General features: G+C 47.9%; 14 protein-coding genes. 6 read left to right on the top strand and 8 right to left on the bottom strand.

Annotated elements, in window-relative coordinates:
* The first annotated feature begins 21 nt into the window (after positions 1–21).
* Positions 22–210 (top strand): hypothetical protein, encoded by a 189-nt coding sequence (locus NFI80_RS06315; protein ID WP_235163766.1) that lies wholly within the window; start codon positions 22–24, stop codon positions 208–210.
* Positions 211–240: 30 nt separating this feature from the next.
* Here NFI80_RS06315 and NFI80_RS06310 read toward each other — a convergent pair whose 3' ends face one another.
* Both NFI80_RS06310 and NFI80_RS06305 read right to left on the bottom strand, forming a co-directional pair.
* Positions 241–441: a KTSC domain-containing protein gene (locus tag NFI80_RS06310; RefSeq protein ID WP_235163767.1), complete on the bottom strand. Its 201-nt coding sequence runs from the start codon at positions 439–441 to the stop codon at positions 241–243.
* Between the two features lie 12 nt (positions 442–453).
* Positions 454–1,137: a lipid-binding SYLF domain-containing protein gene (locus NFI80_RS06305; protein ID WP_235158639.1), complete on the bottom strand. Its 684-nt coding sequence runs from the start codon at positions 1,135–1,137 to the stop codon at positions 454–456.
* A gap of 219 nt (positions 1,138–1,356) precedes the next feature.
* Between NFI80_RS06305 and NFI80_RS06300 the strand changes: the two genes are divergently transcribed.
* The 3 genes from NFI80_RS06300 (at position 1,357) to NFI80_RS06290 (ending at position 4,902) form a co-directional block, all read left to right on the top strand.
* Positions 1,357–1,836, top strand: coding sequence for a Dps family protein (locus NFI80_RS06300; RefSeq protein ID WP_235163768.1), 480 nt, complete (start codon positions 1,357–1,359; stop codon positions 1,834–1,836).
* A 105-nt stretch (positions 1,837–1,941) separates the two neighbouring features.
* Positions 1,942–3,267 (top strand): cytochrome P450, encoded by a 1,326-nt coding sequence (locus NFI80_RS06295; RefSeq protein WP_235163769.1) that lies wholly within the window; start codon positions 1,942–1,944, stop codon positions 3,265–3,267.
* A 21-nt stretch (positions 3,268–3,288) separates the two neighbouring features.
* Positions 3,289–4,902, top strand: a complete 1,614-nt coding sequence (locus NFI80_RS06290) for a Na+/H+ antiporter (RefSeq protein WP_235163770.1) — start codon at positions 3,289–3,291, stop codon at positions 4,900–4,902.
* A gap of 12 nt (positions 4,903–4,914) precedes the next feature.
* On the opposite strand, the gene NFI80_RS06285 is transcribed toward NFI80_RS06290, so the two are convergent.
* The 4 genes from NFI80_RS06285 to NFI80_RS06270 all read right to left on the bottom strand — a co-directional run bounded on the left by NFI80_RS06285 (position 4,915) and on the right by NFI80_RS06270 (position 12,012).
* Positions 4,915–5,865, bottom strand: a complete 951-nt coding sequence (locus NFI80_RS06285; RefSeq protein WP_235163771.1) for a metallophosphoesterase — start codon at positions 5,863–5,865, stop codon at positions 4,915–4,917.
* On the bottom strand, positions 5,837–6,598 hold the full coding sequence (locus NFI80_RS06280; RefSeq protein ID WP_235163772.1) for a 5'-nucleotidase C-terminal domain-containing protein: 762 nt from the start codon (positions 6,596–6,598) through the stop codon (positions 5,837–5,839). The genes NFI80_RS06285 and NFI80_RS06280 overlap by 29 nt, the downstream gene beginning before the upstream one ends.
* Positions 6,599–6,698: 100 nt before the next feature.
* Entirely contained in the window at positions 6,699–8,288 is a 1,590-nt protein-coding gene (locus NFI80_RS06275; protein ID WP_235163773.1) for a RagB/SusD family nutrient uptake outer membrane protein, read from the bottom strand.
* Positions 8,289–8,310: 22 nt separating this feature from the next.
* Positions 8,311–12,012 (bottom strand): SusC/RagA family TonB-linked outer membrane protein, encoded by a 3,702-nt coding sequence (locus NFI80_RS06270; protein ID WP_235163774.1) that lies wholly within the window; start codon positions 12,010–12,012, stop codon positions 8,311–8,313.
* Positions 12,013–12,332: 320 nt separating this feature from the next.
* Here NFI80_RS06270 and NFI80_RS06265 point away from each other — a divergent pair, with 320 nt between their 5' ends.
* Positions 12,333–12,728, top strand: a complete 396-nt coding sequence (locus NFI80_RS06265; protein WP_026632093.1) for a hypothetical protein — start codon at positions 12,333–12,335, stop codon at positions 12,726–12,728.
* A 92-nt stretch (positions 12,729–12,820) separates the two neighbouring features.
* Here the strand turns inward: NFI80_RS06265 and NFI80_RS06260 are convergent, their stop codons facing one another.
* Complete coding sequence (locus NFI80_RS06260; protein WP_235163776.1) at positions 12,821–14,968, bottom strand: M43 family zinc metalloprotease; 2,148 nt, start codon at positions 14,966–14,968, stop codon at positions 12,821–12,823.
* A gap of 154 nt (positions 14,969–15,122) precedes the next feature.
* Here NFI80_RS06260 and dinB point away from each other — a divergent pair, with 154 nt between their 5' ends.
* Positions 15,123–16,229 (top strand): DNA polymerase IV, encoded by a 1,107-nt coding sequence (dinB, locus tag NFI80_RS06255; RefSeq protein WP_255703421.1) that lies wholly within the window; start codon positions 15,123–15,125, stop codon positions 16,227–16,229.
* Between the two features lie 11 nt (positions 16,230–16,240).
* Here dinB and NFI80_RS06250 read toward each other — a convergent pair whose 3' ends face one another.
* Positions 16,241–17,425, bottom strand: coding sequence for a putative sensor domain DACNV-containing protein (locus NFI80_RS06250; protein ID WP_233798335.1), 1,185 nt, complete (start codon positions 17,423–17,425; stop codon positions 16,241–16,243).
* Positions 17,426–17,883: the final 458 nt, after the last annotated feature.

The following is a 17,883-nucleotide window of genomic DNA, read 5'->3' as shown; positions in this document are numbered from 1 at the left end:
CCCTTGAACATAAAGTAAACGATGGCGGTACAAAAATTTTTTGATGGCACACGTGTCAAAATCAAGGGCAGTAAGGACATTTGGGTGATCATCAACCACGAGTCGATACAGAAGGGTGCTACGGTGAAAATAACCGGTAAAGTGAAGTGCAGAAATGAAAAAACGGGAGAAGTGAAGTTTTGCAACGAGAAGAATTGCGAGGTCCCGTGACATTCTCAGACTAACTGTAAACGTAAACTATCAGTCGTTTATCTTTTCAAATTCATAATTGTTTTTGATATGATTGTTTAAAAATGTCCCTTTGGATCCTGAGTTCTTCATAGCCTGGTACACTTCCAAAGGAACATTTTTATAATCATACACCATCCCCGAAACATACACAATCCGCAACGTTTCGGTATCTCCGTCGTATATCATTTTTGCGACAACAGAAGATGGCATGGCAAATCAATGTTAGTTTAAATCATCAAGCTTGTCTTTCAGATCTGCAACCGGTTTTGAAGAGATCCTGGATGACGTGAAAATCGTGTTGGCGCTGTCCGTATTTCCGTAAAAAGCATTGTTTGCTTTGGCATCCACAGACAGTGCTGCGCCATTGATCGTCACACCTGCGAATAATCCCTTGCTTCTCGAATAAGAATAAACTTCCGCTTCCAGCTTGTAATCCGTACTAGCCGAAGAACTTCTTCCCATCGGACCGGCGGCAACAGAAAGGTCGCCGCCTAATGTAAAGCTTCCCTTGCCGATCTCAGTTAATGTTTTGCTGTTCTTGAAAATCAGAACAAGGTCAACAGCCTGAACGCCGATCTGCGCGCCTACACTGCCGCCTGTGATGGTGACAAATACCGGGTCACTCCATTCGCCTTTCGCATTTTTTACCATTGCAATGCCCTTACCATGCTTCCCGCCCACCATCAGGCCGGCATTGATCAGTTTCGGGACGATAATGATCCCTTTTGAAATGTCCAGCAATTGCGCCGGAATACTTTCCTCCATGCTGCTGAAATCATCCAGCACGGTAACTGCCGCCCTGATCTTGTCCTCCTCCTTTCCCTGTGCCTGAACGCTTGAAATACTTCCCGACAATGTGAAAACCAGGGCCAGAACGCTGAGCAATTTGAAATTTTTAGTAATCATATTTGTAATTAAATTGTGGACTATAAAACGGAGATGCCCGTCTGACGCGTATTGAACGAGCAACTTTCAACTATCGTGCCTGCAAGTGAAAAAAACACCGAAATTGGCCACCCTTCCCCATTTTTTAAACATAAACCGTCTTTTACGTATATATGTGAAACTAAATGATGGTGGTATGGTTTTGTTATAAATCAGAATCAACATTAATCCAAAAAAATCATGAATGCCGAAGCGATAAGCCTGAATGAGAAAGAAGTAAAACCTGTGGTAGACCTTCTGAACGATTACCTGGCCAATTACCACATTCACTATCAGAAATTGAGAGGGTGCCACTGGAATATCAAAGGCCAGAACTTCTTCACCCTTCACGTAAAATTCGAAGAACTTTATACCAACGCACAGCTGACCATCGACGAGATCGCCGAGCGCGTGCTCACATTAGGCAAGCCGCCACACAGCCGTTTTGCGGATTATATCAAAGAATCTACGATCCAGGAGATCGACACTATCGGCATGTCTGACCTGGATATGGTTGAAGCATTGCTGGACGATATGGCAAAGCTGATCGAATTGGAGCGCTACCTGCTGATTGCCAGCGATGAAGCGGGCGACGACGGGACCAATGATATGGTGAATCGTTTCATGCAGTTCAAAGAAAAAAATACCTGGATGCTGCGCTCTTTCGCGGGCAAAAAGTAAGCAGGACAAGCTGTTTCAAGCGAATGTTACGAAACCATCCTCAATAAGGATGGTTTTTTTATGCCTTAATGACTTATTTGCATAAATTCTCTTTTGATTCCAGCCATGCGTAACATTCCCGTTTACAAGCTTGGAAGGCTGGGCATTATGGCCCCTTTCAAGTTTGCCAAAAACCCTTTGCATTTCCTCCACCAGGGATTCGACGCCTGTGGCGATACATTTAAGATGAAGCTGTTCCGTGAATTTGTCGTGACCCGTGACCCGGGCTTTTTCAGGCACGTTTTGCAGCAGCATAACCGTAATTTCAAAAAGGGAAGTTCTTCAAAAATGTTACGTCCGGTGCTGGGAAACGGGCTGGTTACCAGTGATGGCGATTTTTGGTTAAGGCAAAGAAGGCTGGTGCAACCTGCATTCCATCGCGAAAGATTGCAGGAGTTATTCCTTGCTATGGGCGTTCTAACCGCTTCTTTTCTGGATGAAATGGAAGCTGCTCGCGGGAAAGATGCCGTAGACATTGATGCCAAAATGATGGGCATAACCTCCGATATCGCGCTCAAAACGCTTTTTGGAAATATGACCACCGAGGACAAAGCCCGGATTTACCAGCAGGTCAACCGGACACAAAAATACCTGGTAACCAGGGTCCGCAAGCCATACCGCGTGCCCATTATGGCTATTAATGGTGAAAACCGCCGCTTTGAAACCGATCTGTCTTATTTCAATAAACTGGTTTTTGAATTCATCCACCAACGGCGCATTTCGGGCGAAAGGCCAAATGACCTGCTCCAACTTTTACTAGACAGCATTGACGAAGAAACCGGCGAGCAGATGAATGATCAGCAGATCCGGGACGAGGCGATCACCATGTTTGCGGCCGGCCACGAAACGTCCGCAACGGGGTTAAGCTGGCTATTGCTCGAATTAGCAAAGCAACCTGAAATTGTGGCGAAGATCAGGCTCGAAAGTGTCATTTTTGATAATGTGCCCACTTTTAACCAGCTCATGCAAATGCCTTATACCAGGCAGGTTGTGGAGGAAGGCCTGCGACTTTACCCGCCCGCATGGACCATGACGCGTGAAGCAACGGTGGATCAGGAGATTGAAGGTTTTGATGTGAAATCCGGCACTTCCGTTTTCCTGTCAGTCTTCGAGCTCCACCGGAATCCGAACCTCTGGAAAGATCCCTTGACATTCGACCCAGACAACTTTAACGCCGACAATGTGAAGGACAGGCCGAAATTCAATTACCTGCCTTTCGGAGCCGGGCCGAGGATCTGTATCGGGCAGCAGTTTGCCATGATGGAAATGCAGCTGATCCTGGCTTCCTTGCTCAAACGATTTGATTTTGAAGCTGATCCATCCCACCCGGTCGGTATGCATCCGCAGATTGTTTTGAAGTCTACAAACGGAATCAAATTATTCGTAAGATAAAAAGCACCACCTTAATCCTTTATGTCTGAACAAATTATACTATACATTTCGCTGATTGTCATCATTTTGTTCCTTGTGATGCTGGCGCAGCGGATCAGAGTCTCCTACCCTATTGTCCTGGTGCTCGGCGGGCTGGCGATCAGCTTCATCCCCGGGTTACCGACCATTTCCATTGACCCGCAGCTGATCTTCCTTATATTTCTGCCGCCGCTGCTGTATGATGCCGCGTGGCAAACCTCCTGGAAAGATTTTTATAAATGGCGGCGTGTGATCGGTTCCTTCGCATTCATTGTCGTAATCCTAACTTCCTGCGTCATCGCTTATGTTTCCAATTCGATCATTCCGGGTTTTACATTGCCTCTGGGATTTTTGTTGGGCGGCATTATTTCGCCTCCGGATGCCGTCGCCGCGACGTCTATTTTAAAGGATGTGAAAGTTACCAAGCGTCTGGTGACGATTCTGGAAGGCGAAAGCTTGCTCAATGATGCATCCAGTTTGATCGTCTTCCGGTTTGCCGTTGCGGCGGTGGTTTCAGGAACATTCGTGTTACAGGAAGCGGTCAGCAGCTTTTTCGTTGTGATCATTATGGGTGTTGTCGTCGGACTCACCATCGCATTGATCTTCTACGCTATTCACCGCTGGCTTCCCACCACCCCTAGCATTGATACGATCCTTACCTTTGTGGCACCTTATGCCATGTACATTGCCGCGGAAGAATTCCATTTTTCCGGCGTCATCGCGGTGGTAAGCGGCGGCCTGTTTCTTTCTTACCACAGCCACACCATTATGGGACATTTGAGCCGGATACAGGGTGTAAATGTCTGGTCAACAGTCGGTTTTGTATTGAATGGCATTGTCTTTATGCTTATCGGCCTCGAATTGCCTGTAATTGTAAAAGAAATGGGACCGGACGCATTGCCGGACGCTATCAAATACGGACTGATTATTTCGCTGGTGGTGATCCTGACTCGACTGGCATCTGCCATCGGTGCTTCGCTATTTACCGTTGTGGTCAGCCGGTACATTCGTACGGCCGATAGCAGACCGGGACTACGTGCGCCATTCATGTTCGGGTGGGCGGGCATGCGCGGTGTGGTTTCGCTGGCATCCGCATTGTCGATCCCGCTGCTGCTAACCAACGGTCAGCCGTTCCCGCAGCGCAATATGATCTTGTTCATTACATTTGTGGTAATTCTGGTAACGCTTGTTTTCCAGGGACTTACATTGCCATTGGTTATCAAATGGATGGATGTGGGGGAGCTGGACTACGAAATCAGCGCACAGGATCAGGACATTAAAATCAGGAGAAAGCTGGCGGAAGAATCGCTGCTGCTCATTAATGAGCGGCACGCGGATGAACTGCCGAAAAATGAGTTGTTACAGAGTTTAAAAACGAAGATTGAAAGTGACCTCGGCTTCCTCGAACACGTAAGCCATCCCGAAACCACAAACGAAGGCTACGACTATATTAAAGAATTTCAGCACATTACGAAAGAACTATTGGACCATAAGCGCGCTGTTCTGAACAAATTCAATAAGAAAGAAACCTTTGAAGAGGAAGTGATCCGTCAGCACCTTGCCCAGCTGGACCTGGAAGAAGAGAAAATCAGGCAACAGTTTCTGCATATGGAATAATTGACCGGCTGCTTATACAAGCCCATGCCCATGCACCGGATAAACGGCCGAAACCATTTTCTTACTTTTCGATTCCCTGTCAAAATAATAATCCAGGCGACCGAGGTTAATGCCCGCAAAGCCGACCTGATTAATGGTCGTAACCTTGCCGTCCAGGTTCATTACATCTTCGGGAAGTTTCATGAATGTGTGCGTGTGTCCGCCAATGATGAGGTCAATGTTCCGGGTGGACTTGGCCAGGATCTGGTCGGAAACTTTGTTGTCCTTGTATTTATAACCCAGGTGCGAAAGGCATATGACCAGGTCGCAATCCTTGTCGTTTTTCAGCAATGACGCCGTTTCATTGGCTTTGCTGATTGGATCCAGATATTCGGTGTCGCCGTAGTTTTTTTTATTTACCAAACCATTTAATTCAATCCCTAACCCGAAAACCCCGATTTTCAAACCTTGTTTTCCAAATATTTTGTAAGGCTGCGTTTTACCTTGGAGCTCTGTGTTGTCAAAATTATAATTGCTGACCAGGATAGGGAATTTGGCATGCGGAAGTTGTTTTACAAAGCCAGCAACGCCGTTATCAAAATCATGGTTTCCCATAGTGGCGGCATCATAACCCATATCGCTCATGATCTGCAATTCCAGCTCGCCTCCGTACAAATTGAAATAAGGTGTGCCCTGAAAAATGTCGCCAGCATCGAGTAAGAGGACATTTCCCTGCTCCTGCCGGATTTTTTTCACCAAAGCAGCCCGGCGCGCAACGCCTCCTAACCCCTGGTTCCGCGAGCCGTCCATTGGAAATGGTTCTATGCGGCTATGCACATCATTGGTATGCAAGATGGTAAGCCGCACCGAAGCACCGCGGGCGAAAGATTCAAATGGATTTCCCAGCGCAAATAGAGCCGCTGTGCCTGCACTTTTTTTCAGGAAATCCCTGCGGCTATTCTTTGATAATGACAATTCTTCCATCGAGCTGAGCGGTTATTTTCTTCCCCTGACGGGTCAGGTCATTGATGTTATCCAAAAGCGCTTCACGCACTTTTTTGTTAATTTCCTTTCTTTCAATCGGGTGACGCAGACATTCCAGGTCATCGCCGCCGTCTGCCAGATAATCGTAGGTGAGCAGGTTATAGGTTTTGGTTTTATCAAAAGGCTCCCCGGCAATGGTCACGTCGTAAGCCACGCCATTCCTGATCTTCATCCGCATTCCTGAAATCGGCTCACCTTCCTTTTTTACAATAAAATCAATGACTTGCTGCACATTTTCACCGGATAATTTTAAAGTAACCATTTCATTTTCAAACGGCATCAGTTCAAATACATTTGAAACCGTAATGTCGCCTTCCGGAAAAGTGGTTCGTAATCCGCCCTTAGTTGATAATGTGAATTGAATGGTCGGATCTTTTTTTAATCCCTCGGTAAGCATGGCATCGGCAAAATAGTTGCCCATGAGGGTTTCGGGATCAGACGGTTTGGTAAGCGCCTGAGCGGTTTGCCCGATGACCTTGCTCATTTCTGCCTGCATTTTAGCCTTATAAGGAAGATAATATTTTACAATGGAAGAATCCTCACCTGTCTGATTATCAACCGCGTATTGCTTGTATTCATTTTTGGTAACAGCTAAATGTTGCTGGCAGGACGAGAAGAAGGCAAAGGCAATAGTCCAGGCCAGGGATGTAATGTGTCGCGGAGACAGGGTCATAATGCTATTTGTTGCGTTTACAAAAATAGCGAGGAAATTACGAAAAGAGACTTCCCGGCGAACCAGAAAGTCTCTTAAATTTAGTTGGCCTTATGAAATCTTACCAGCCGTCGTTCTGTCGCAAATTCGGATTCGCATCAATTTGCGACTGCGGAACCGGATACAATTCAAGTCTTGGCGAATACGGGATCAGCACATTATCCACGATCTGATCTTCTGACATTGCCGCAATTTCCTGCTGCAATGTGCCCCACCTGCGAATGTCGAAAACGGTTGTCATTTCGCCAGTAAGCTCTAACCGGCGTTCGGTCCGGATAGCAGTGCGAAGAGCCGCGGCCGCCGTTGCTTTTGAAGGCGTAGCCTTAGCGCGGTCGCGAACGCGGTTCAGGATCGGCAATGCCTGTGCCGTTTTGCCTGTTTCGACCAATGCTTCTGCATAGCACAGCAACACATCCGAAAAACGCAATTCGATCAGGTCAGCGCTGTATCCCTGTATTGCGGCGCCGGCAGGGCGGGCAACCCTTGCCAGCTTACCATAGGCTATACCATATTTGAAGTCGTCATGTGCCAGGGAAGCTTTGGTACGCTTGTTCACGTAGTTACCGATCTCAGGATTATAGATAATGCTATCCCCCTCTTCCGCCCCTGCCCTGGCGCCGCCTTTGAAAATATATCTGTCCACAAGCGTGAATGGCCTGCGCGTATCTGTTTTTTCAAATAATTTATAAAAATCATAAGTCAAACCGTAGTTCGTCTGCTCGTCACCATTAACCAGCCCTGAGGGGAAAAGATTGAAAGGAAGAATGTTCCCGTTTGGATTCGACGAATTAACAAAATAGCCGAAAGAAAGCACGATTTCCCGGTTGCGTTCATTGTCCAGCGAAAACACCTCAGCAAAATCGGGAATGAGTTCAAAATCAAACTTTTCCTCATTCGCCGGACCTACTATCTCGCTGAACTTGTCAACCGCCTTCTGGTAATTTTCCGTCTTGTTCAGCGGTTTACCCGCCATTGTCAGATACACTTTGCCTAACATGGCCTTAGCAGTTCCCGCAGACACGCGTCCCAGCTCGGCACCACCACGCGAATCGGGCAGGTTTGCCTCAGCAAAGGTTAAATCAGCTATAATAGCTTCATAGACAGCCACATCCGTTTCTCTTGGGGCAAAAATCAAATCTTCATCTGATAAAGAATTGATTTCTTTCAACAGTAAAGGCACACCGCCAAACAGCCTTACCAGGTTAAAATAAGCGTAAGCCCTCAGGAACCGCGCCTCGGCAATGTACGGATCGGCTTCTTCTTCTTCACCCGGCACGGCCCTGGCCGCATTGTCGATAACCGTATTTGCCCTGAAAATAATCTTATAAAACCGTGACCAAACCGCCTCGAAAGCACCGGAAGTGGAAACATGCCCGAACCGATAATAAGGGTCTGAACCAGAGCCCAAAATGCCAGCAGTCGCATAGCGATGCCCCGATTCTGTGAGGATAAACCGGCTCGATATATCCGAAAAATCGGGCGCCGTCCAGGCCTGGTAAACCCCAATGGTTGCCTGATTGAGGCCATCTTCGTCTTTAAATACAACCTCTTTGCTTAACGACGAATATGGAGATTCTTCCAGGTTGTCTTTGCAGGAAACAATGCCCAGCGCAAGGCCAAGCATTGCCGTAATTTTTATATGGTATTTCATATTGATAATGCTTTGATCTGAATTAAAAATTGCAGGAAATGCCAATGGTGTACGAACGTTGTGACGGATAAGCGCCATAGTCAATGCCCTGTTGCAGCAGCGACTGCGCGTAGGAACTCACCTCAGGATCAAAACCGGTATATTTTGTTGCCGTCCAGATATTGGTCCCAGTCACAAATAAGCGCGGATTTTGCACCGGCCCTAACCTTGGGAAAGTGTACGAAAGGCTGAGCATTTTTAATCTGATAAAACTGCCATCTTCCAGCATCGTGGAGTTAATGTCCCCCGAAGCAATCCCGCGCTGGATACCCGGATATTTTACATTGTTATGCGGGTTTGATTCGGTATAGCGGTTGTTGTACCAATCCTCAGACTGATTAAATCCTACGCCGCCGTAATCGACCACACCATTATTAATGTAAAAATTGGTAAGATTCAGAACATCATTCCCAACAGAACCCGTAAAGAGTGCATTCACTGAGAAGTTGCGCCACGTCAGATCATTGCTCCAACCGAACGTAAAGTCGGGTGTTGATTTGCCCAACACGATCCGGTCATCGGCAGTGATAATGTTATCGCCGTTTATATCTTCGTAAATCCAGGCACCGTAAAGCGGTGTGCCTTTTGAACCCGCAGGACGCGGTCCTTCAAATGTCGGGAAAGTAGGATTTCCGTTGCTGTCGAAGGAGGAAGTCTGCGTCAGACCCGACACGCGGAAGCCGAAAAAGCGCCCTACTTCCTCACCCGGCGTGAGTATACCCGAAACGCCTCCAAGCAAGTTTCCATTGATGCTCACATAATCAGGCTGTGTACGTTCTCCCAGGTCGACCAATGTGTTTATATTGCGCGAAAGATTCAAACGGGAAGAGAATGTTATATTTTTCTTCTGAATAATGTTTGCCTGAATGCTAAGCTCCACCCCGCGGTTACGCATTGTCCCGTAGTTATCGATAATTGTCCCCACACCCGATTGCGTAGGCACTTTCCTGGGTTGCAGCAGATCTGACGTTACTTTATTGTAATAATCAAAACTGAAAACCAGTCTGTCGCGCGCTGCATTAAAGTCAGCTCCGATGTTAAACTGGCGCGTGCGTTCCCAGGTTAGGTTTGGATTGGCGATGGAGTTCGGATAAATGCCCGTATTGATCACGCTGCCGTCGCCGCCAGGTCCCATTTCATAAAATCCGCTGGTGTATTGGGATAATGAAGAATAAGGGCCGATGGCCTGGCTTCCCGTTTCACCGAAAGAAGCCCGAAGCTTTGTGTTGGACACAAATGTTACACGCTTCATAAACTCTTCCTGTTCCAGGTTCCACGCAAGCGCTACGGATGGAAACACGCCATATTTATTGTTGGCGGCAAAAGCCGAAGCACCATCGATCCTTACGGAAGTGTTTAACACATACTTTCCTTTATAAGTATAATTGGCGCGGAGAAAGCCTGACTGTAATATCCGCTGCTCTTTAAAGGAACCGATGCCCTGCGATTGCGCACTTCCAATGTTGTCGACCCCGAAAAACGGAACATCAAAACCGGAATAGTTAGTGCTGACGAATTCAACAGTCTGGTCGTTATATTCCACACCCAATGTCGAATTCAGGTAGTGATCTTTCTTGAATGTCTTTTCGTACTGGAAATACGCATTGACATTATAACTATACGTATTGGATGTATTGTTGCTACCGCGACCTTTAACCTGGTTTCCATCGGCTGTGCTGGGCGGCAGAAATACATTTCTCCGGGTCAGATTCTGGTTACCACCGAGGCTGACCACAAGCTGCAAGCCATCCGCGAGCTTGAAATAATTCTCAATGTTAAGCACCGAATAATCGTTCTGCGTAACATCGTGCTTGGCCATTAGCTCATTTACAGGATTGGCAAAATAGTAACCCTGATAGTTCGGGATTCCCAGGCTGTTGTTTCCCAGATAGTCTACCGCAAGCGTCGGAGCGGCACGAAGGCCGTCCATTAAACCACCCGAGTTTGGCCATGCGCGCGAGGCTGTCACGGCGCGGTTCGACTTCTGCCTGGTGAAAGCAACCTGGCCTTTTACATTGTACCAATCGTTGATCTCATTATTGAGGTTAACCCTCAAACTGGCCCTGTTGTTATTGGAATTAATGATCGTTCCTTTTTCTCTCAGATAGTTTCCGGATATATAATAGGAAGATTTCGGGCTGCCGCCGGAAAGGCTTAACGTAATGTCTTCACGGAAGCTGGGCTGCGTTACTGCCTCTACCCAATCGGTGTTTGTAAGTGCGCTATCCAGATTTTCAAATGGTGCCTGGCGTCCGGAAATGATATAGCTTTCATTGATGGTTTCTGCATATTGCCGCGAATTCATCATTTTGATCGGATTAGCGATCGTCCCGAAAGAAGTTTTATTCACCAGTTCCACACGGCCTTCGCCACGCTTACCCGATTTTGTAGTGATCAAAACAACCCCGTTAGCACCTCTGGAACCGTAAATGGCCGTTGCCGATGCATCTTTCAGGATCTCCATGCTTTCAATGTCATTGGGGTTAATGCCGTACAATCCATTTTGAGAATAAGCGCCCGTAAAGTTTGCGCCCGCTTCCCGGTAGGGAGGCATAGGAAAACCATCGATCACATATAATGGCTCGTTATTGCCGCTCAATGAGTTATTTCCCCGTATCCTCACCACAGTGGACGCTCCCGGTTCACCAGAAGATTCGACCACAGAAACTCCCGTGGTGCGACCTTGCAATGCCTGATCCACTGTATTCACGACAGCCGATTTATATTCCTGGGACGAAACCCGGGAAGTTGAACTCGCCAGATCGCGCTTGCTTTGGGCTCCATAGCCTACCACAACCACTTCATTCAGGGCTTTGGCTTCGGGAACCAGCTGCACATTAAACTTCGCCTGGTTTCCTACCGGGACCTCTTTCGTTGCAAAACCGATAAAAGTGAAGACAAGAATGGCTCCCTTAGCAGGCACCTTCATCTCAAATGTCCCTTCCGGACTCGTTTCGGAAACGATTTCCGTTCCTTTTACGAGGACCCTGACACCGGGCAATCCAAGGCCTTTCTCATCAACAACCTTCCCTGAAACGGGCTTGGCATCTGCGCCTAACTGCGGCCCGGCCTGTGGATTAGCATTCAGGTTCAACGAATCCGGCTGAGTTGAGATTGGTTGTCCGGCGGCGGGTTGCGCGGTGGTTGGCTGCGCAGCTGCGGGTTGTGCCGGCTGCGTTGCCGATTGCTGTGCAGGAACATTGCCAACCGGCGTCTGCTGTTTCGTACTGTCGGGCTTTGCAGCTCCTGTGGCTGGCGTAGCTTGTGGTTGGGCCGCACCCGGTTGGGCTGCACTCGGCTGGGCCGCACCCGGCTGGGCGGTAGAATCCGGCTTCGCTGCTGGTTTTACCAGAGGATCAAAATTCTGGGTTGGCTTTACGAGCGGGGCTGCGGAACTTGTATCAGTAGATGTTTTTGTCTTTGGGAGGGTATCTGTTGCGGGTTTTGTCGGCGCTGCCGGTGTTGCTTGTGCTGGTGCCGCCGGAGTGGCGGCTGGCGCTTGCGCCGGAATGGGTTGTGCTGCGGGCTTGGGCAGGGAATCTTTTTTAGCGGAATCGGGTGTTACCTGCTGCGCGTAGGTGCTTGTAACTGCGAGCAGGCAAAACAAAAGCAAGACCCGACCCCTCTGAAAAATGAGATTGCCCGTGCCAGGCTCTACCTCACATAATCGTTGAGTTGTTTGCATATATTTATCGTTTGGCTAAGTGATAGGACTGAGTCCTGAAATGAATACGTATAGTGCACGACAAAAATCATACCGCTATGTTTCCAGTGGTGATAACAGCGATTCGCACGTGCTAACCTTCACAAGTATATGTCAGCAGCGGTTACAAAAAACGGGGCAGATTTGCGGCTAGAATAATTTTTTTATTTCCAAATTAATTCGCGATCGGAAGCGATTATTTTTGGAAACATGCACGTTAAGATTACATTTGTCAAAATGCCCATAACTCCTGGGATTGAGATTTGCTTTATAAAAAGGAGTGCAAGAAACTAAATACAACCATGAGCCAGGAACAACTGCTGACCGCCGATTATATTGATTCTCAGATAGGAAATGTAATCGAATATTATATCCGCTGGGATTTTGAAGAAGATCCTTTTTTCGGGAAAGCAAGGATAAAAGGCTTGGTAGATGATGACTTTGGCAAGTTGAAAATAATCTGTGACGTGATTGAAGGAAGCGATCTGGAACTGGCCTACGAGGAAGAAGAAGTGTTCATGTTTTCCGACAACCACCCGATCTATGCCGGAACATTGCCCGAAATATATTCTGCCAACTGGGTAAGTACCGATGGCAAGAAGAAAAAACAGATCTTCATTTCCCCGCCCAACGAGAATGCAAAAGAGTTTGCGATCGCGCAGACGAACAGCAAAGTTGTTGTAAAGAGGATTTATTAATTATTTAAAATAAAAATCGGCTTAACCTGTCTGTAACAAGCGGTTAAGCCGATTTTTTTATGCCTTTGAATGTAAATTTCAATGACCCGTTTTTAGTTTTTGACAATCTTCTTCGTGAGCACGCGATCTGTAAACTCTGCTTTAACAATGTACAACCCACTGGCATAGTTCGTCAGGTCGAAGTCGTACACATTGCTGCTCACTTCCCCGGCTATCCGCTGTTCAGCGATTTTTTGTCCCGAAACATTATAAATGGAAACAGACCTTAATCCTTCGGGGCGCGGATAGAACTGTACTGAGACTTTTCCACTCGTCGGGTTTGGCGTTACCAGGAACCCGGCTTCTTTCAGATTCGGATTAATGGTCACCGTCCGGATATTGATATCATCCAGAAATATATCATTCTCATTTCCATTGGAGTTTACAAATGCAATAAGCACTTCGCCCTGGTTGATGAAACTGGTAATGTTGATCTCCTCACTGCGCCATTCATTGGCAGCGGGCCTGAATGCAGTTCGCGTGGCGGCGGTCCTGGTCACCAGCGAAGGTCCCCATTTCTTATAAACGCTGGTGTAAGTCTGCCCGCAATCGGTGCTGACCATTACTTGCAATGTATCCCAGACATTGCCTTCCACCGTTGAATTGGTATAAGTCGCCGCCGCCAGCTGGAATGACACATAGGCCGAATCTGTGCCCGCAATGTTGACGGTTGGAGATCTCAGGTAATCGCGCTCGCCAATGGCCTCGTTGCCAAAGTTGGAGATCTTTACAGATGCAGCGCCGGTTTTGGCAGCGGTTGTGGTTTTCTCCCAGGTTGTGCCTGCGTCTTCATTCACAATATCCCAGCCTTGCGGCGGGAATAAGCTTTCGAAGCTTTCCACAACCGGTGCAGCGAACGGTTCATAATATATAAAGGTCAGAGTTTGCTCGTCATTTGCCGTATTCTCATCCGCAGCGCCGTTCGGGTTGGAAGTGGTGATTGTGAGGATATGGTTTCCTTCCACGGTGGAAAGTGCACCCAGATTTACAGTTGTTTCTTCAAATGTCGCTAATGAACCCGTCCACCTGAAAGTCTGCACAGTGCCGTTGTCAATTACTGCATTAAAATTCACAGAAGTAAGTGTTTCTTTTCCCCGGTTTTCCAGCACAACCTGAGGTGTTAATGAATTGGCACAAATCCGCTGGTCAGGCCTTGTGATGGCTTTAAGGGAAGCGTCTTTGTTTTTCAGGTTCAAGGGCGTGCACGCATCCGAGCTTGCCAGGGACAACCGGGACAGATTAAATGATTCATCCATCCGCACTACTTGCCCTTTGGTGAACATTATCAGGCAGTTGTCGGAAGTATAGTCCATGTAATTCTGATACATGATGCCCGGGGCGGTCTGGGTACAATTGTCTGTCTGGATTCCTGTTGGACATGCGCCTGTGCTGTTGCCCTGGTTTGGCGTGTCGTCCACCTGGTCTGTTCCGTTGCAGCTGCCATTGTCGTCGCCCCAGATGTGATATAGATTGAAAAAGTGTCCCAGTTCGTGTGTCAGGGTTTTTCCGGCATTATAACCGGCCACATTTCCACCTGGCAAGCTGCCAAAGTCAATCACCACGCCTTGCTCATCGGGCACGCCGTCATCCGGGAATGTCGCATATCCCAATGTCCCGCCCGACAGGTCGCAGATCCAGATATTCAGGTAACGATCTGTGTCCCAAGCCGTAGCGCCGCCCGTTTCAGCATGTTTTACCAAATTCGTGGTATAGTCAAAATTCGCGCGGGAAGTTGGGTAACGCTCGATCCCGGTTGTAGGTGTTTCATTAGGTGTACGCTGCGCCAGACAGAACTGGATTCCCGACTGCCCGAACAGTGCCCTGAAATGCGACGGAACGCGGCTCGCGCTTCCGTTAATACCCGCATAGTCTGCATTAATCGTGTCAAGCTGCGCCAGGATCTGTTCATCGGTGATGAGCGACTGCCTGTTTGATACAACATGAAAAACCACAGGAATAGTAACATTCGCTGTGGTTTTTAAAGACTTTCCTGTCACATTCCGCTGCCGGATCGCTTGTTTGAGGCGCAGCTCCCGCTGGTCAAACATGATTTTGAGTGCCGGCTGCCTCGTAAAGCGCATATTAAGTAAATCCATGGTGCTGCATCTATCCTGCGCGCGTACGTAAGCGCTTTGGGTCAGTAAAAATGCAATCAGCAGGCTGGTAACAATGTATTTTAATCGCAGTAAAAAGTATCGCATCGGGAAAATTCCGGGAATCAGATTGATATAAAAAAACTGGTTTGTAATTAAAGCAACACCGGTTCATGAATACTTACGTAAAAAAACCAGCAAGTGATGCGAATTCTTAGTTATTTAATTTGTTTTACCTAAAATCATACCCGCTAATCTGATCATGTCAGAACCTGCTGTTTTACCGGTACGCAAGATAATCCATATTGATATGGATGCCTTTTACGCGTCCGTTGAGCAGCGCGATTTTCCGGAATATCGGGGTAAGCCGCTTGCTGTCGGGGGCTCGCCTACGGGCCGCGGTGTGGTGGCCACTGCCAGTTATGAGGCCCGGAAATTCGGAGTAAGGTCGGCTATGTCCTCGCGCAAGGCCATCCAGCTGTGTCCCGGCATCATCTTCGTCCGGCCGCGTTTTGAGGTTTACAAGGCCGTTTCCACGCATATCAGAGAGATTTTCTCGCGCTATACCGATCTGATCGAACCACTTTCGCTGGATGAGGCATTTCTGGACGTTACAGAGGACAAGCTGGGCATCGGCTCAGCCCTGGATATTGCGGAACAGATCAAAACAGCGATTAAAACGGAGCTCAACTTAACTGCTTCTGCCGGGATCTCGGTCAATAAATTCGTGGCAAAAATCGCGTCGGACATTAATAAACCCGACGGTCTGACATTCATAGGGCCCTCCAAAGTGGAAGCATTTATCAATGCGCTGCCGGTCGAAAAATTTTTCGGAGTAGGCAAAGTCACAGCCGATAAAATGAAGCGGATGCAGCTTTTCACTGGTGGTGATCTCAAAAAATTACCTGAAAACGAGCTGGTCCGGCATTTCGGAAAAACAGGACATTTCTTTTACAAGATCGTGCGGGGAATTGATAACCGGGAAGTGCAAACGGAACGGGAAACCAAGTCGCTGGGTGCGGAAGATACATTCATGTACGACCTCTCCACCATTGACGAAATGCATAAGGAGCTGGATAAGATCGGTGTTACGGTTTTCAACCGGCTGCGCAAAAAACAGCTCAAAGGCCGCACCATTACATTAAAAATAAAGTATAGCGACTTCACCCAGATCACCCGGAACCATTCATTCGGCTCGCCCGTGGACGACCTGGACATTATCCTTGAAACGGCGAAAGATCTTCTGGCGAAAGTAGACCTGGAAGAAAAATCCGTGCGCCTGCTGGGCATTTCGCTGTCCAACTTCGGGGAGCTGGAAATCCGGTCGCGAAGAGCAAAAGACTCAGGCCAGCTCGAATTGTTCGGCTGACCTGCATTGTATTATAGCAGCAATGCGTCGACCCGGTGCGCCTGCACTTTTCCTTCACAGGGAGCCCAGGAAAAAATTGTAAAGCGTCCGTCCTGCGACGCAACGAGCGCAATAGCATCGCGCTGATCGTACACAAATTGTGCTGCCGACAAGTGCCTTGTGCCTCCATGCTGCACCGGGTGCATAACCTGGCCCACGTTCCCTATAACGGGCTCCGTTACCAGCATTTCCTCCACCGGCCGACCTTCCGCAGTCCGCCCGATCTTGGCCCCGAAAGCCAGCAATTCATATTTATCATTGATGATCGTCGCGCCGTCCACGGCGGTCAACCCGGCCAGGCCGTTAATAGCCGAGCTCAATTGTGACTGCCAGCCGATCGGGTTGGGATCTTCTATGTATTTTCTGTTCAGTTCTGCCAGCTCGGAAAATGAAGGTTGAACATGATAGGTAATCGGGTGAATGATGGATTTTCTCCAATCGTCCTTTCCGTTGGGCACAACCAGTAAGATGCCTCCCCGCTCGTGGGCGCGCATAGAAACCGCCAGCTGAACCAGCAGGTTAAGCGAATCGCTCCACAATGTCGAAGAAGTAAATCCGATCATGGAATTAATGACCGAAGGGCAATCACGCGCCCTGCCGCTGTTCTCGTCCACAATTTTCACCTGATCTCCCTTCAAAACAGCGACATTGACAAACTTACCGAAGCCATCCACCCGCCTGTGCTTGATCACGAGCATCCCCGGTTCCACCACTTCGAGCACAAAACACAGCCCGGGGATGACCCTTGTGGTTCCCCAGATGCACAGCTCATTGCCTTCCATCCAGACACCCAGATGTATCCCAGAACGTTCCACTGCAGGAGCAAGCTTGGTAAGCGTATTGGCTGATAATGTGAGCCTTTCACTGAAAATCAGGGGGCTTTCGGCATCCTCGGGCGGCAGGAATGCTATGGAAACTTTGGGGGAACGCCCCTCTTCCCTCCGCAGGCTCGCCCAGAAAGTTGTATCAATAATGGTTTCAATGGTCCGGGCGTCGGGCTTAGGCGCCAGTTCCTGATCGTAATGGCTCCTTACAGATACGTGGTGGCGCTCGAAATGGCTTTCGACCAGACTGGCCACGCCCCGTGCCGGCTTATACGTTGTGGCGGGAACAGGATCGCCTGCAATCATGTTAGTTCCAGGGTTATTCATCTTCATGCACGGTCACTTAAAATTTTTTGCTGCTGCCAGCGTTCTCATGGCAGTTGCTTCCTGGCAACAGAACGCAGAGTTAAGATAGCAACAAAGAGAAGTGATAAAAAGTTGGATGCTCAATAAGTGCGTATTTTTTTTCACATACTAATAAATTTTTTTCGCCAAAATGCGGCATAGTTAAAGGTGAGTATGAGGCTCTTTCGGCCGCTTGATAATTAGCGATTATGTTTTTTTGACAAATTCTTGCAATTCGATTCCAACCATTTTTAAACTTCTTACGTCGTATAAAACGAAGCTTGAAAGGTAAAAAACGATATTTCGGCTATGAAAATAAAAACAATGGAATCGATGAATGATCTTGGAAAAAACATATCTTGCCTGCATCAAATTAACCAAAATACGTGTATAGATACACGAAATGATAATAATCACATTAACTCTAAGCATAATGCCTGGAAAAG

It is taken from the genome of Dyadobacter chenhuakuii, assembly GCF_023821985.2.
Lineage (GTDB): Bacteria > Bacteroidota > Bacteroidia > Cytophagales > Spirosomataceae > Dyadobacter > Dyadobacter chenhuakuii.
This window is presented reverse-complemented; position numbering and strand designations above follow the sequence as displayed.

Excerpts from the sequence above, each read along its gene's own strand:
- NFI80_RS06285 (WP_235163771.1), bottom strand. The coding sequence starts at position 5,865 with ATGGAAGAATTGTCATTATCAAAGAATAGCCGCAGGGATTTCCTGAAA.
- NFI80_RS06305 (WP_235158639.1), bottom strand. The coding sequence starts at position 1,137 with ATGATTACTAAAAATTTCAAATTGCTCAGCGTTCTGGCCCTGGTTTTC.
- NFI80_RS06265 (WP_026632093.1), top strand. The coding sequence starts at position 12,333 with ATGAGCCAGGAACAACTGCTGACCGCCGATTATATTGATTCTCAGATA.
- NFI80_RS06310 (WP_235163767.1), bottom strand. The coding sequence starts at position 441 with ATGCCATCTTCTGTTGTCGCAAAAATGATATACGACGGAGATACCGAA.
- NFI80_RS06280 (WP_235163772.1), bottom strand. The coding sequence starts at position 6,598 with ATGACCCTGTCTCCGCGACACATTACATCCCTGGCCTGGACTATTGCC.
- NFI80_RS06295 (WP_235163769.1), top strand. The coding sequence starts at position 1,942 with ATGCGTAACATTCCCGTTTACAAGCTTGGAAGGCTGGGCATTATGGCC.
- NFI80_RS06290 (WP_235163770.1), top strand. The coding sequence starts at position 3,289 with ATGTCTGAACAAATTATACTATACATTTCGCTGATTGTCATCATTTTG.
- NFI80_RS06260 (WP_235163776.1), bottom strand. The coding sequence starts at position 14,968 with ATGCGATACTTTTTACTGCGATTAAAATACATTGTTACCAGCCTGCTG.
- NFI80_RS06315 (WP_235163766.1), top strand. The coding sequence starts at position 22 with ATGGCGGTACAAAAATTTTTTGATGGCACACGTGTCAAAATCAAGGGC.
- NFI80_RS06300 (WP_235163768.1), top strand. The coding sequence starts at position 1,357 with ATGAATGCCGAAGCGATAAGCCTGAATGAGAAAGAAGTAAAACCTGTG.
- NFI80_RS06275 (WP_235163773.1), bottom strand. The coding sequence starts at position 8,288 with ATGAAATACCATATAAAAATTACGGCAATGCTTGGCCTTGCGCTGGGC.
- dinB (WP_255703421.1), top strand. The coding sequence starts at position 15,123 with ATGTCAGAACCTGCTGTTTTACCGGTACGCAAGATAATCCATATTGAT.
- NFI80_RS06270 (WP_235163774.1), bottom strand. The coding sequence starts at position 12,012 with ATGCAAACAACTCAACGATTATGTGAGGTAGAGCCTGGCACGGGCAAT.
- NFI80_RS06250 (WP_233798335.1), bottom strand. The coding sequence starts at position 17,425 with ATGAAGATGAATAACCCTGGAACTAACATGATTGCAGGCGATCCTGTT.